Annotated in this window: 12 protein-coding genes; 7 read left to right on the top strand and 5 right to left on the bottom strand. The window is 66.8% G+C overall.

The features are described 5' to 3' along the window. Nucleotides 1-271 precede the first annotated feature (271 nt). Nucleotides 272-1039, top strand: coding sequence for a cellulase N-terminal Ig-like domain-containing protein (locus ACZ54P_RS16275; RefSeq protein ID WP_465462330.1), 768 nt, complete (start codon nucleotides 272-274; stop codon nucleotides 1037-1039). A 70-nt stretch (nucleotides 1040-1109) separates the two neighbouring features. Next, the gene (locus ACZ54P_RS16270; RefSeq protein ID WP_465462329.1) at nucleotides 1110-1256 is read left to right on the top strand and encodes a hypothetical protein; all 147 of its coding nucleotides are present in this window, start codon (nucleotides 1110-1112) and stop codon (nucleotides 1254-1256) included. Nucleotides 1257-1370: 114 nt separating this feature from the next. Here the strand turns inward: ACZ54P_RS16270 and ACZ54P_RS16265 are convergent, their stop codons facing one another. The 4 genes from ACZ54P_RS16265 to ACZ54P_RS16250 all read right to left on the bottom strand — a co-directional run bounded on the left by ACZ54P_RS16265 (nucleotide 1371) and on the right by ACZ54P_RS16250 (nucleotide 7604). Then, the gene (locus ACZ54P_RS16265; RefSeq protein WP_465462328.1) at nucleotides 1371-1919 is read right to left on the bottom strand and encodes a hypothetical protein; all 549 of its coding nucleotides are present in this window, start codon (nucleotides 1917-1919) and stop codon (nucleotides 1371-1373) included. Between the two features lie 425 nt (nucleotides 1920-2344). Further along, on the bottom strand, nucleotides 2345-4594 hold the full coding sequence (locus ACZ54P_RS16260) for a hypothetical protein (protein WP_465462327.1): 2250 nt from the start codon (nucleotides 4592-4594) through the stop codon (nucleotides 2345-2347). An 18-nt stretch (nucleotides 4595-4612) separates the two neighbouring features. Then, on the bottom strand, nucleotides 4613-5110 hold the full coding sequence (locus ACZ54P_RS16255; protein WP_465462326.1) for an SsgA family sporulation/cell division regulator: 498 nt from the start codon (nucleotides 5108-5110) through the stop codon (nucleotides 4613-4615). Next, nucleotides 5094-7604 (bottom strand): helix-turn-helix transcriptional regulator, encoded by a 2511-nt coding sequence (locus ACZ54P_RS16250; protein ID WP_465462325.1) that lies wholly within the window; start codon nucleotides 7602-7604, stop codon nucleotides 5094-5096. Before ACZ54P_RS16250 ends, ACZ54P_RS16255 begins: the two co-directional genes overlap by 17 nt. Before the next feature lie 589 nt (nucleotides 7605-8193). On the opposite strand from ACZ54P_RS16250, the gene ACZ54P_RS16245 reads away from it, so the two are divergent. The 4 genes from ACZ54P_RS16245 to ACZ54P_RS16230 all read left to right on the top strand — a co-directional run bounded on the left by ACZ54P_RS16245 (nucleotide 8194) and on the right by ACZ54P_RS16230 (nucleotide 11482). After that, complete coding sequence (locus ACZ54P_RS16245) at nucleotides 8194-9534, top strand: amino acid permease (RefSeq protein ID WP_465462355.1); 1341 nt, start codon at nucleotides 8194-8196, stop codon at nucleotides 9532-9534. 332 nt (nucleotides 9535-9866) lie between these two features. Next, nucleotides 9867-10502 carry a helix-turn-helix transcriptional regulator gene (locus ACZ54P_RS16240; RefSeq protein WP_465462324.1) on the top strand — a complete coding sequence of 212 codons (636 nt, stop codon included), beginning with the start codon at nucleotides 9867-9869 and terminating at the stop codon, nucleotides 10500-10502. Between the two features lie 103 nt (nucleotides 10503-10605). Further along, a complete protein-coding gene (locus ACZ54P_RS16235; protein WP_465462323.1) occupies nucleotides 10606-11226 on the top strand; it encodes a helix-turn-helix transcriptional regulator in 621 nt (206 codons plus the stop codon). 58 nt (nucleotides 11227-11284) lie between these two features. After that, the gene (locus ACZ54P_RS16230; RefSeq protein ID WP_465462322.1) at nucleotides 11285-11482 is read left to right on the top strand and encodes an Lsr2 dimerization domain-containing protein; all 198 of its coding nucleotides are present in this window, start codon (nucleotides 11285-11287) and stop codon (nucleotides 11480-11482) included. A gap of 594 nt (nucleotides 11483-12076) precedes the next feature. Here ACZ54P_RS16230 and ACZ54P_RS16225 read toward each other — a convergent pair. After that, the gene (locus tag ACZ54P_RS16225) at nucleotides 12077-12415 is read right to left on the bottom strand and encodes a hypothetical protein (protein WP_465462321.1); all 339 of its coding nucleotides are present in this window, start codon (nucleotides 12413-12415) and stop codon (nucleotides 12077-12079) included. Between the two features lie 645 nt (nucleotides 12416-13060). On the opposite strand from ACZ54P_RS16225, the gene ACZ54P_RS16220 reads away from it, so the two are divergent. Next, nucleotides 13061-13498, top strand: a complete 438-nt coding sequence (locus ACZ54P_RS16220) for a hypothetical protein (RefSeq protein ID WP_465462320.1) — start codon at nucleotides 13061-13063, stop codon at nucleotides 13496-13498. Nucleotides 13499-13671 lie beyond the last annotated feature (173 nt).

Here is a 13671-nt window from a genome sequence, read left to right as displayed (position 1 = left end):
AAGAATTCGGCACCATCTTCGGTACGCGGGATCGAAAATGTCCAACACGACCGGTTCGGCTTGGACTTCAAGCATAGGATCATTGCCTCTTCGGACACTTTCCGGATGCGACCGCCCCGCCCCGGTGTACGCGACGTCAGCTGAAGGGAAATCGGGGCAACCCGGGCTGATATTCGGGCAGATCCCACCACGCCGAGTGCCGTCTGCGAGATCGTCGGCCGAAAAGCCCATTACTCACGGGATTCGTCCCGAAGCGGAGGAACCCGAAGGCATGCGGAACACCAGGTCGATTTCGCATCGCCGCGAACTCGGGCGGGGCCTGTTCACCCGGGTGGTGCCGCTGGCCGTCGTTCTGCTCGCCTCCGGCTGCACCGCGAGCCCCTCGGCCCCGGAAGCACCCGCCGGGCCGACGGACGGTTTCGTGCGGGTCGATCAGATCGGTTACGTCACCACCGAGACGAAACACGCCTACCTCATGAACACGGGCGTCGCGGCTCCCTTCCGGGTGGTCGACGCGTCCGGCCGCACGGTCCTCGACGGCACCGCCGACGCGTCGGCCGGCTCCTGGAACAGCACCTTCCCCAGCCTGCGGCTACTCGACCTCTCGGAGGTACGCACGCCGGGCGACTACCGGATCCTGGCCGACGGCGCGGAGCCGACCCCGGTGTTCCGGATCGACTCGGCGGCCGCCCTCTTCGCACCACAGGTCTCGGCGAACGTCCGCTTCTTCCAAGCCCAGCGCGACGGATCCGAGGCCGTGCCGTCCATAATGGACCGCAAGCCCGCGCATCTGAACGACGCGCGGGCCACGGTGTACGAAATCCCTCGGTACGACGAAGAGGGCACCGAGTTGCAGGACGAGCGACTCGTCCGGGCCGGCGGGCCGGTCGACGTCGCCGGCGGCTGGTTCGACGCGAGTGACTTCCTCAAGTTCACCCACTCCACCGCTTACAGCGTCGCGTCCCTCCTGCTGGCACAACGGGATTCGCGCGCGGGCGGGGCCGAACTGGCCGCCGAGGCCCGGCACGGGCTGGCTTGACTGGTCAAGATGGCGGACGCGGAGTCCGGCACTCTGCTCGCCGCACTCGGCGCGAACGCGGTTTCCGACCATGCGCCCCTGCGTGGTCGGCGGATTCGAACGCTTCGACGGCCGACGAGCGCGGTTCGCCGACGACGTCGGCGCGTGGCAGAACGTGGAGCCCGCCATCGACTTCACCGCTACCGCCCTGCTCACCTTCGCCCTCGCGAGCCGCTGAACGCCGTCGACCGGGCGCGGCCACATCGATCTGTCGCCTCGTCCGACTACCGGACGAACGAACGATCTCGTGCGGTCGCGCCCGGTCGCCCGGTGCATGGTGGAGGGAAAGCGGCTACGACACCCAGCCGTTCGCGTCCGGCTTGGGATTGTGGTTCACCGAGGGATCCGGATTCGTATAGGCGTTCCAAGGCTCATCCGGCCTTTCCCCGCTGCTCTGCTCCGTCCCGCTGGGAACCGCCTGAGTGAGATTGTCGTTGTATCCGTCGCCGTCGGAGTTGGTACCCTGCCCGGAATAGTTGCTCTGCTGGTTTTCGGTGTTCTGGTCGAAGGTCGTGATTTTGCCCGAGATCTCCCCTTCGAGCGTGGCGAGAAGGTTCTTGATCGCCGCGGCGTTGTCGCCGTCGGTCTTCTCGAACTCGTCCGCGATGGCCTTCAGTTTCGCGCTCATGGCCTCGAAGGTGAGCGTGAGATGGTCGGCATGCGCGACGACGGCGTTGCGCCGGTCATCGACGACCCTCTCGACCCACTGGGCCAGCGGGAACTTCCCCGCGTTCGGCCAATGGTTCTTCAGCGACTCGAAGGCCGTCTTGTGCTCGTCCATGATCTTGGCGATATTGTCGGCCACCCCTCGGATGGCGTTGGGATCGATTTTCGTCGCCACGGGAACTCCTTAGCTGATGGATCACGGGGAAAGCTTGGTGGATCCTCCGGCCTGGCGCGATACACGGGGACGTCGCCGAGCCACTGCGCCGGTCTTCGTCGCACCGACTGCCGCGCCGGGCGAGAGCCGGGTGGTCATGGGCGAATCACCCCTCCTTGTCAGCGCTTTTGGCCGTGGTCGCCGTCGACGGTAACGCGGCTCCGCCCGCTTCTCCGGTACCGCAGCCGCTCGCGGACGAGGCGGAGGAGTTTCCTTCACCAAAGGCATTCGAGTGAAGTGGCGTGGTCGGTACCGTTGGTCGTGAGTGGCGATTCGGGTTAGAACCCGAATCGCCACTCACGACAGCTGCGAAGTACATGATGGCCCCCTTGCTTGCGCCTAGGTACAGGAAGGGGTCCTTCATGTACTGGGGAAGGAGTCCGTGCCTAAAGTTCGTTCTTCCGGTTCGGCGGGTCCGCGATTCCGGGGATTCGACCCAACCGTGTCGTCCTCGGCCGGGGGGACCGTCGCGCCCGCGCACCGCCCGAACGGCCGGTGAACCGTCGTAACGACGACCGGATGAGGTCGTCCCGCGCCTGGGAACCAGCCTTGCCGCCGTCCGCACCGACTTCCGATGCCATCAGTTCACGCATCAGAATTCGTCCTCGCTCCTTTTCCCGGGGCTCGATGACTTCGAGTACCTTGAAGGCCGTGCCCGGCAGGAAGACCACCCGATTCGGAAGACCATTCTCCTTCGGTTCGATCGACGCGGTGAGCCGCCCGGTCCCCGACCAGACGACCAGATCCGTGGAACCCTCTTCCGCGTCATCGGGCACGGTGAGCAGGTTGAGGAAGCCCCATTCCCACAACACCACGCCGTCACGGAGCAACTCCCACGAACCCGGCGCCGGGTCCACGACCGTCGCCGCGACGTTGCGATGCACCGGAAGCTTCTGCAGACCCGCCGCCACACAACGGCCGAAGTCCACGTGCGGTCCTTCCACACCAGCGCGCAGACCCGCGTCGAGATCGGGATCGTCACCGGCCAGGTACAACCCGGCCGCGACCGCTTCGGTCAGCCCGCTGTCCGACATCGGGCGATTCGGCGAAAAACGGCGCCACGTCTCGGCGATCTGCGCCGACAGCGCATCGTAGGCGTTCTCCCGCCCCGGCCGCACCGACTCCCGATCGGCGACGAATCCGGGGTTCAGGGGCCAGACGCGCGCTTCGGGTCGCGGCGAAGGCTGGATCGCCGTCAGCTCGGGTTCGGTCTCGGGTCGCGGCTCCGGAACCTCGGATTCGTCCTCTCCCCCACCCAGTTCCACCGGGAGATAAGGAGCTTCCGGCGCCGTCACCTTCGTCTCTTCGAGATGCCGTCGCAGGAGCCGCGAAAGCCGGGGCAGCGGCGTCAGCGGCGTGGTGAGATCGGCGGCGAACGGGAGCCCGGCTTGTCGCGGTTCCGGTGCCGATGGGACGGGGAACGGCTTCGCGCCGACACGGACCGGACCGTCCAGCCGGTCGAGCAACTTCGCGACGAGCGCGTCGTGCCCGTCCATCGTGGGATCGAAGAAGACCAGGAAGGCTCCGCTGTCATACGGCATCATCCTGATCTCGGCCGCCCGCTCCGGCTCACGAGTGGTGCGGAGCCACAACCCTGCCTGGACGACCTCGACGACCGAATCCTCTTCGTACCGATACACCCCGGGTCCGACCTCGATCAATCCCTTGAAGGGCAGGCGGCCTTGGCGGATCTGCGGAGCGGCGGCCTTGGCCGAACCGCGCCGTGGCGAGAAGGTGAGCTGTTCGGCGAAGGTCCGGAAGCTGTGTGAACCGTCCTCGCGCAGGGTGAAGAATTCGGGTGACGTGGGCGAACCCACCGGGAGACCGCCGTACAGCACGATCTCCTCGCCGACGGCGTCCGCCAGTGCCTGTCCGAGCGTCGTATCCGAGGGCAGCGGAACGTTCCCGAAGCGCAGAAAGCGAGTCCGGGCGCGGGTCTCCGGCGGTACCGAGGCCCACCACCGCACGACGTCGTCCAAGGCGAGCGGCGGCAGACCGTGTCCGCCGAGCACGGCCGTCAATTCCCGGGGACGCACGCTGAGCCATCGGGTCAGCCTCGCACGGTCGGCGTCCAGCCACCGCTGCGGACCATCGGGACGCAGCCAGACACCGGCGGGCAGCGGTTCGACCACGAGAGCCCGCCCCACCCGCTGGGGGTCGGTGGTGACCGGACCGTCCCACTCCGGCGAGGGGTACCTCCTGCCCAGCCGGACCGGTTCCCTGTCCGGTCCGCAGCCGACCCACCCGTTGGCTTCGAAGGGCGGCAGGAAGCACAGGCCGGAGACGCTCGCGAGCACCACCCCGTCGGGGTAGATCACCGTCCGGTCGATTCGGTCCGCGAGTTTCTGCGCGGTGGCGAGGGTGATGGCCCCGGCTTCGGTGGAAGGGATCAGGCGGAGAGGCCGTACCTCTTCACCGAGAACCGTCCCGACGGCGTTCGCGATCGAGTGAGCGTCGGCACCGGGGCGGTCCACGACGACGACGGTGTGCTCCGGATCGGACGGCACCGACGAGGCCAGATCCCGGGCCTGTGCCGTGATCCCCTCCGGGCCGTGTACGACGAGCGAGGCGCCGATGCGCACGCAGGCGACTCGCGGCTTGCGTCGGCCGAGACGTGGCATTTTGAGGACCTGCAACGGGTTCACCTTTCGAGGTCAAGACTCGGGAAAGTCATCGCGGTCTTCGGTGAAGAACCGGGTGATCGACGCGTCGATCTCCAACCACGCGGATTCTTGGTCGAACGGCACCAAAGCGATCGTGCAGTCGAGGAATTCGGTCAGTTGACGACGGCAGCCGGTCAGTACCGCCCGCCCGGCCGGTGCGTCCAGATGCAGCCAGACGAGTCCAGGGTCGTCCTCATCCGGGTGGATCCGGACGTCTCCGTCCCCCACCAGGAGCGCCGTTCCGCCGATCAGGAGGTCACGCCCGAGTACCCAGTCGACCGGTCCGATCTCGCCGCGAAGAAAGGACAGGGTGACGACCAGCGGGTCCTTGGTGTTGTAGTGCAGGTTCGCCTCGACCGTCACCGCGTCACCCGGAGAGCGCCGTAGCGTGAAATCGGCCCGATGTGCGTGCGAGGTGTGGCCGCCCACCCGCCCGGTGGCGGGTAGCAGATTCCGGCGGCAGCCGAAATTTTCAGGCACCGATGACATCCGACCGCCGCCCCAGATTCGACGTCGCCAAGCCGTACCTGGTGCGGCAGCCCGCTTTGGCGAACAACCGCGTCAGATGTTTCTCGACCGTTTTCTCGCTGATCCGGACGGCTCGGGCGATCTGCCGGTTGGTCCGTCCTTCGCGCACCAGATCGAGGATGTCGATCTCGGTTTCCGACAACGGTTCGCGACCACCCGGACGGCCCGCCGCCTCGCCGCGGCCGGTCTCCGCCCGGACGTCGGCGGGAAACCGGCCGAGTTCGACCAGGACCCGTTCCGTGGGGGAAGTCCCCGTCTCCTCGCCGTTCACCAGGGCGCGCACCAGGGCGGGCAGTTCGGAACACTGCGAGGCTCCCTGGCGGGCGAACCACTTTTCCGCGGCCTCGACCACCTCGGCGTGCCGGACGGCCTCACCGTCGCGCCGGGCGGATCGGGCCAGCCGGAGGAACAGCCGCGTGGCACCGACCTCGTCGGCCGAATCGAAGTGTGTCCACAGCGCACGCCAACCGGTCTCGAACGCCTCGCGCTCGTCTTCGGCCTCCTGGTCGGCGCCCATTTCCACCCAGGCCCGCAGCAAGGGAAGCCTGCCGTTCGCCGGAACCTTGGCCAGCCAGCCTGCCGCGCGCCGGGCGCCACTCAGCCTGCCGCACACCTCCGCCGCGAGCAGCCGGGTGTGCTCCCGGACCAGCTCGTCCACCGAACCGTGCGCTTCGAGCTCGTTCACCGCCTCCAGCGCCTCCGCCCACCGTCCTTCCGCGTACGCGGTCCGCATCCGGTGGTGTGCGGCCACCGGACCGGACGAGGGGGTCCGGTAGTCCCGGCCCAGCACCGTCCGGAACACGGGAACGAGATCGCGGATGGCGCAGGCCTCGGCGAGTTCGTCATCGGGCAGCTTGCGGCGTCGGCCCGGTGAGGGCGCCGCGAAGCTGACCTGACGCCAGATCGGCAGCAGGGACAGCTCCACGTCCTCCGGCACGATCCGCCGACCGGCGAACCATCGGTCGGCGAACTCCACCGTCGCTTCGTCGCCCACCAGCATGTCTCGCACGTTTTCCGGCACCGGACGCCCGAGGTGCACGGCGGACAGGACGGCCGCGACAGCGAGTTCGGCGCGCTCGTCCGCTCCCGGCGCCTCGGTCAGCGCCTCCTGGACGAAGGTTTCCAGCGCCGGGTAATCGGCGGTGCGAACCAGATGACGGAAGAGTTCGGTCTGGCGTCCGGCGCGGTCGGCCGTCCGGCCGGTGTGCCGCCAGATCGCGTGGAGATGCGCGGTGCGCTCGGGGGAATCGGCGGCGAGCGCGCATTCCGCGGCCCGCAGCAGACCGACGTGGTCCGCGCGAGGTGGCATCGCGCTTCCCGCCGCGGCGATATGCCTGGCGAGCGGTTCCCGATGCGGCCCGGTCACCCTGCCGTTGTCCAGCATGCCTTCGGCGATGACACGGTGCAACCGTCGGACGTCGAGTCCACTGTGGACCATCGCCGCCCCGATTCCCGGTACCCGGCAGCGGATCCGCCCGTCCGCAGCGCTGTCAAGCAACCCCGCCTCGATGAGTGCGTCAGCCGCCCGGCCCGCGATCTTGCCCGTTCGGTCGCCGTCCTCGAGATAGGGGATCTCCTCCAGGGCGAGTCCCGGCGAATCGGCCGTGAGCAGCACCAGCCGCTCGCCGATCTCCCCGAGTCCTTCGATCACTTCCGTGAAGGGGTGGCCGTCCGGCACGGCGATGGGGGCTTGCGCGTCACGCAGGCAGGCGAGACCGTCGACGACCTGGAGCCTTTCGCTGCGACGCAGTTCGGCGACCGTCGAAAGCAGTGCCGCCGGATGGCCCCACAGCGGTCCGAGTGCCCGCCGGACCGCCTGCTCCACGGCCGGCGTGATCCGCGTACCCACCGCGCGCCGCAGCAGGGCCGTGGCTTCTTCCGGCGGAAGCGGGCCGAGTTCGATCGTCCGGCCCTGCGTGCCGCGGAACGGGTCCGGCCGGCCGGGCAGCGGTGTGCGGCACGACGCGATCACCGTATGACCGGCGCGGTGCATCGGGGCCACGGCGAGGACGGGATCCGGAAGCTGGTCGGCGTCGTCGAGCAGGACCGTCACCGGGGCGGAGGTCTCGAGCCTGGTGAACAAGGTGCTCATCGCATGCAGGAGGCAGAAGCGCGACCACGGATCGGCATAGGCCACCTCCGTGCACGAACCGCTCACCCGTTCCAGGGACTCCGGCAGCCTGGAGTCGGTTTCGAACCGCTCGTACTGCTCACGGATCGCCGCGAGCACCGATCGGAAGCCGAACAGGTCCCACTCGGGCCGCTCGACACGCAAGGACACGCTGAGCACCGGCGCCCCGTTTTCGGCCAGTGTCCGGCGCACCTCGTCCAGCAAGGCCGACTTGCCACTGCCCGGCAGACCGGACACCACGGTCGGGCCGACGGCACGACGGTCCTCGACGAGGGTCGCGAGTTCCGCCTTCCGTCCTACCGGTCCGCCACGTCGTCGCGCCATTTCGCAGTCCTTCCGGCCTCGGCTTTCCTGGAATATCGGCGATTTCAGCAAGGGCGACTCAATGAATTCTTTATCCCCGCGGCGTCCGGGTATCTTTGGGCAGAGGTGCTGGACAAGCTCGCCGTCCGAGCGGGCATCCCGCGCCGAGCGTGGTAACGAGTGCGCCGGTCCGGCCGCTCCGCCGGTGAGACAGTGCCCTCCGGATCGCGAAGGTGGTTTCAGCGCTCGCGACCCATGAAGGCGATCCAGCTCACAGTGGGCACCTCAAGTCTTCCTTAAGTCGAACTTAAAAGTAGCTCAAGCATTTCCCGTAGGACCTTTCCTTGTTGTCCAGAAGTTCAGACCGGGTATCCGTGGCATTGACCGCGAGTTCGCCTGGCTTCACAGTTCCCCTCGCGGGCCCACTGACAAGCTCGCCGGCTTGGCGCCTTCGATGCTCAGTGGGGGAACCGGGTCGTCCGTCATCACAGGACAAGAGGCTGAAACCCTGATGCGAACTTCAGGAAAAGAGGAAGTGCCCGCTGTCGGCGTGTCCCACGACGCCGGCGACGAAGGCTACAGCAAGTCCCTGAAGCCAAGGCATATCAGCATGATGGCGATCGGTGGCGCGATCGGCACCGGCCTGTTCCTCGGCGCGGGCGGCCGACTGAACTCGGCGGGCCCCGCGCTCGCGATCATCTACGCCATTTGTGGTTTATTCGCCTTTTTCGTGGTTCGCGCACTGGGCGAGTTGGTATTGCATCGTCCGTCATCGGGCGCCTTCGTCTCTTATGCGCGGGAATTCCTCGGCGAGAAAGGCGCCTTCGTCGCCGGGTGGATGTACTTCCTGAACTGGGCGACGACCGGAATCGCCGATATCACCGCGATCGCGATCTATGCGCATTACTGGTCGATGTTCTCCGACATCCCTCAGTGGATACTGGCGCTGATCATGCTCGCCGTCGTGCTGGCGCTGAACCTCGTCTCGGTGAAGATCTTCGGCGAGATGGAGTTCTGGTTCGCGATCATCAAGGTCGGTGCCGTGGTGGTGTTCATGGCGATCGCGATCTTCCTGCTGGTCACCGGCACACCGGTCGACGGGCATACGCCAGGACCGCAGCTGATCGCGGATGGTGGCGGCATCATGCCGAACGGGCTCCTGCCTCTGGTCCTGGTCGTACAGGGCGTCGTGTTCGCTTATGCCGCGGTGGAACTCGTCGGCGTCACGGCAGGTGAAACCGCCGAACCGGCGAAGGTGATGCCGAAGGCGATCAACTCGATCATGTGGCGGATCGGCGTCTTCTACGTCGGCTCGGTCGTGCTGCTGTCCATGCTGCTGCCGTCGGGCGAGTACCGCGCCGGGGAAAGTCCCTTCGTCACCGTTCTGTCCAGCATCGGTGTCCCCGCCGCCGGCGACGTGATGAACCTCGTCGTGCTCACGGCCGCGTTGTCCAGCCTGAACTCAGGTCTCTACGCCACCGGCCGCATCCTGCGTTCGATGGCGAAGACCGGTTCCGCCCCCGGATTCACCGGTGTGATGAACAAGAGCCAGGTGCCCTACGGCGGCATCCTGCTCACGGGTGGCGTGTGCGTGCTCGGCGTCGGCCTGAACTACCTGGTGCCGGCGAGCGCGTTCGAGATCATTCTCAACTTCTCCGCGGTCGCGATCGTCGCCACGTGGGGATTGATCGTCATCTGCCACCTGGTCTTCGTGAAGCGCTCGAAGGCGGGCTTGGTCGAGCGGCCGGGCTACCGCCTGCCGTGGACGCCGGTGACGCAGTACGTCACCCTCGCCTTCCTGGCGTCGGTGCTCGTGTTGATGTGGCTCGACGACGGCGCGGGCCGGGTCACCCTGCTGTGCCTGCCGATCATCGCGGCCGCCCTCGTCGTGGGCTGGTTCGCCAGCCGTCGCAAGCGTGAGCACCTCGCCGGAGTGCACGAGGAGTCGTAGTGGCCGAAGGGAGCCTTCCCCGCACGAGACGCGGGGAAGGCTCCCGATTACTATCCGTCACCCCGGGCGGCGCGGCCAGAGTCTTCGAGGCAGGAATCGGTGCCGAAACTCCCGTGTACGTTCTTCGGCCGCGACACCTTGTCGACCAGCGGCTAACCTTGTCACCGGCCACTTCCGGCCGCGGTGGAGCGGCGAAAGCGGCGCTGCGGCCCGTCAACTCGTCACTCGCGGCGTTCCGGTGATCAAAGTCGCGAAGGGTAATAGAGCGCTTATGAAGTAGCCGACGTCACTCTTCCTCATGTCCCGAGACGGGCGGGAGAGGAGTTCGTGCCATGGATGCGGTGAAAGTCCTGGTGCAGGCGAGTGACGAGTTCACCGAGGCCGGCGTCAAGACCATGCTGGGCGTCAGTGAGCAGCTTCAAGTGCTGACGAGCGACGCGACCGAACGTCCAGACGTGATCCTGGTGGTCGTGGACGGCGTGGTGGGAAGCAGCACCTTCGCGTTCCTGCGCCAGTTCCAGGGCACAGGCGTGACATCGGCGCCGCGCGCCGTGGTCGTCGCCGACCGTTTCCGCGCGGAAGACTTGCTGGTCGCGGTCGAATGCGGGGTGATGGCCTTGCTCTCCCGGAACGAGATCAAAGAAGGCACCCTGGCGTCGGCGGTCCTCGCGGTGGGCCGCGGTGCCGCACTGATGCCCTACCGGCTTCAAGGCATCCTCCTCGACCAGCTCACCCAGCTCAGGTTCCAGGTGCTGGCGCCCGCGGGTCTGACGCTCTTCGGTTTCGAGACGCGGGAGCGTGACGTGCTCCAGTTGATCGCCGAGGGCTATCAGACCGACGAGATCGCCAAGAAGCTCACGTATTCCGAAGGCACGGTCAAGAATGTGCTGTACGGGTTGATGAGCCGGCTGCGGCTCAACACCCGATCCCAGGCGGTCGCGTATGCCATGCGGGCCGGGTTGATCTGATCGGCGCGCCGGGCGGCCGGCGCGCCGATGGCGGTTGTGGCAAATCTGCTCGAGTTACGGCCGGCGACCCGACGGGGGTCGCGGCCCATGGTGGAGGGTCGAAATGGAACCGGTACGGGTAGCCGTCCAAGCGACGGATTCGATCACGGAGACCGGGTTGACCAGCTTCCTGCGGACTCGCTCCGAGGTAGCCGTCATCGAGGTCGACGCGGTGACCGAGCAGGACGTGCTCATGGTCCAGGCGGACCGGATGACACCACAGATCGTCGCGGACCTCCGGCAGGGTCCCCTCGCGATGGTGCCGAAAGTCCTGCTGGTCGGTGAGCTGCGGGAGAACGACGTCCTCAGTGCCGTCGAGTGCCGCGTGGTCGCGGTTCTCCCGCGGAACCGCACGTCCGGGGACAGGCTGGTCGAGGCCGTCGTGGCCGCGGGTTCCGGATGCGGCCTGCTGCCGCCGGATCTGCTCGGTCAACTGCTCGGCAGCGTGCGGCGGCTGCAGCACGACGTCCTCTCACCGCGGGGGCTGAGTTCGGCCGGACTGACCTCGCGCGAAGTCGACGTCCTCAGGCTCATGGCGGACGGCTGGGACACCGGTGAGATCGCCGAGAAACTGTGCTACTCCGAGCGCACCGTCAAGAACGTGATCTACGAGCTGACCAGCAGGCTCAACCTGCGCAACCGGCCGCACGCGGTCGCCTACGCCATGCAGGCGGGCATCATCTGAACCGCCCGTCTGGCAGAGCTTCCATCGTCGGCACGGTCCTGGGAAGTAGGTATCAGCGGTGAACGAAGCGCGGGCAAGGCCCGGAGCCGGATCGAGAGGGAGCCGGACCGCCGAAACGGTGCCGTTCTCCCTCGACGACGTCGACTACGAGATCGACCTTCCCGCTGATCGCGCGACGCGGCTACGGCAGCTCTTGGAGCGGTACATCAGGGCCGGACGGCGGCGGCCGGGTACCTACTTCACCGATGAGCGGTGAGCATCCGGTTCTGCAGGTGGTCGTGAGTGGCGGTTCGTGTTCTCTTGAGGCGTAAGGCAAAGGTAGCGTGTCGCAGCAGCGGCCGCAGCTTCGATAGAACGCTCATCAGCACTCACGACTCCCACGCGAAACCGCGCGAACCACCTGAAACGGGCGCCATGCTCACTGAAAGTGTCCTGTATGGACAGTCAAGAGCGGGCCGGTCCTGGCCGGTGTTCGGGCGGGATGGTGGCTTGGGTGACGTGGCGCCGTACTCGCGTGCTTGGAGCCGGATCTCGCGTGCTTGGAGGCGTAACACCCGAGTGCGGGGTCCAGGCACGCGAGTTCCGTCTCTGAGCACGCGTGTTACGCCTTCGCCCTGCCCCCCTCACCCCGGCGAGACGTTGAAGGTCTCAACGGGAACCTTCCGGACATGGGTTGGGGACATGACCGGCTTTCGACCGCGCTGCTCGCACGTGGATGAGCGGGGAAGATTCCGGCCATTGAACGTCCGAAATCTTCCCCGCTCGGTCCTGAACCGCTTCGCGATCTGTTTGTCGCTGTAGCCCGCCCGCGCCATCCGCCCGGCTCTACGGAGTCTCCCGGCCGCGAGAGCTAAGGAGCGGCCAGGGCGAACCGGTCCAGATCGACCCCTTGGATGAGGCCGAGCGCCGATCGCAGCATCCGCTCGGCGGATTCGTGATCGCAGCGTTCGGAAGTGCGAAGGGCTTCGGCGGCATTGGACAGGCCGACCATGAGGTCCACCCGCTGATCTTCGGTCAACGCGTCGGACGTCTTGATATCCACTCGCACCAGCCGGTCCACATACCGATCGAGCCAGCTCGCCAATTCCAGATGCGGCAGCAGCGCGCCCAAGGGCCTGGGCGGGGCCTCGTCCGCCGGCAGGTTCCGTTCGCCTTCCGCAGGCCGATTACCGAGCCCCTTTGAACTCACGATGTCCACCCTCATTGTCGTCGTCGTGCACAGTCGAATTGAAGCGCTGTTTCAGAGCGCCGCTTCGTGCTTTTCCGGAGCCCGCGAGTCGCTCCCGACCATTGACCGTATTTGAGACTAGCAGGAAGCGGAACGGCTTGAGACGACGAACACGTCAACAGCCACCGAAACGGTGAATCGTTCACCGGATCACCAACTCGGTCTTCGCGATTTACTTGCCGTAGCAGTAGGTTTCCGGCCGCGACCCCGCCGGGACGGCGGCCATTACTCACCGCAGTGCACCGAATAAAAGATGTGATGAACCGATGGGCCTTCCGGGGTAACGATCCTTTACCGGAGTCGGTTCCGATTACTCCGAGATCTCCGGGACCACAAGCGCTATTCGGACATTAAAAAGTGGCACCAAGGGTCGTCACGAACCCGCCGGTACCGATCATTTCATCCGTGTATGCGGTACAGCGGCACCCCTCGATCGCGCTTCGGCCTTCGCGGCGGACACCCGCATACCGCACCACTCCGGCCAGCACCACCCGATCAGGTCACGGGGCCACTGGACCGGCATCAAGAAAATCTGAAGACGGGACGGGCAACCTTCTGCTTGCCCCCCTCCGACCGCCGGACCCGCAAGAGAAAGGTGTGCCGATCATGACGAGCTCCGCACTCTCCCTGGCCGGAACCGACCGCGAGGTCCGCGACGCCGCTCTGCACTACTGGAGCGACTTCGGCTGGCCGGTACGGACGACCCACACCGATGTCCTGCTTTCCCTGCAGCGGGATCTGCTCGCGGTGGCCATGTCCGCCACCCGTGGCGGACCACTGCTCGAAAGGATGGAGCAGGCGGGAGTGCGCGGCGGAGTGGTGAGCCTGCGTGGCGGCGACGGAGAACAGTGGTGGGCCTTTCTCATCACTCCGCCGGAACGACGAACCCCGCGAGCGGCCGGCGTGTGGCTGTTCAACGAAGGAACGGATCTGCCCCTCCCCCAGGGCGCGACCCCGGCGAACGGCGTCGGGTGGATACGCGAACCGATCCCGGGCGGGGCGCTCTTCGACGGCGACTTGCTGTTCGACATGGCAGCCGACTGACACCATCGGGCCAAAAGCGAATAATTTTCGGATTCTTGGGCCTGGCCTGGGGTCCAACCACAGTTTCTCGCCCAGGAGTTTCGCTTACAGCGTGTAACCGTCAGATCATCAGAACAGATCAGCGAGGCCGTTCGGGTGAGCCGGTTCGGTACGAACGGCCTGGTCGATCCGCA

The sequence above is a fragment of the Amycolatopsis sp. NPDC034160 genome (assembly GCF_055575355.1).
This window is presented reverse-complemented; position numbering and strand designations above follow the sequence as displayed.

Excerpts from the sequence above, each read along its gene's own strand:
- ACZ54P_RS16240 (WP_465462324.1), top strand. The coding sequence starts at position 9,867 with ATGGATGCGGTGAAAGTCCTGGTGCAGGCGAGTGACGAGTTCACCGAG.
- ACZ54P_RS16255 (WP_465462326.1), bottom strand. The coding sequence starts at position 5,110 with ATGTCATCGGTGCCTGAAAATTTCGGCTGCCGCCGGAATCTGCTACCC.
- ACZ54P_RS16245 (WP_465462355.1), top strand. The coding sequence starts at position 8,194 with ATGATGGCGATCGGTGGCGCGATCGGCACCGGCCTGTTCCTCGGCGCG.
- ACZ54P_RS16270 (WP_465462329.1), top strand. The coding sequence starts at position 1,110 with ATGCGCCCCTGCGTGGTCGGCGGATTCGAACGCTTCGACGGCCGACGA.
- ACZ54P_RS16220 (WP_465462320.1), top strand. The coding sequence starts at position 13,061 with ATGACGAGCTCCGCACTCTCCCTGGCCGGAACCGACCGCGAGGTCCGC.
- ACZ54P_RS16235 (WP_465462323.1), top strand. The coding sequence starts at position 10,606 with ATGGAACCGGTACGGGTAGCCGTCCAAGCGACGGATTCGATCACGGAG.
- ACZ54P_RS16250 (WP_465462325.1), bottom strand. The coding sequence starts at position 7,604 with ATGGCGCGACGACGTGGCGGACCGGTAGGACGGAAGGCGGAACTCGCG.
- ACZ54P_RS16275 (WP_465462330.1), top strand. The coding sequence starts at position 272 with ATGCGGAACACCAGGTCGATTTCGCATCGCCGCGAACTCGGGCGGGGC.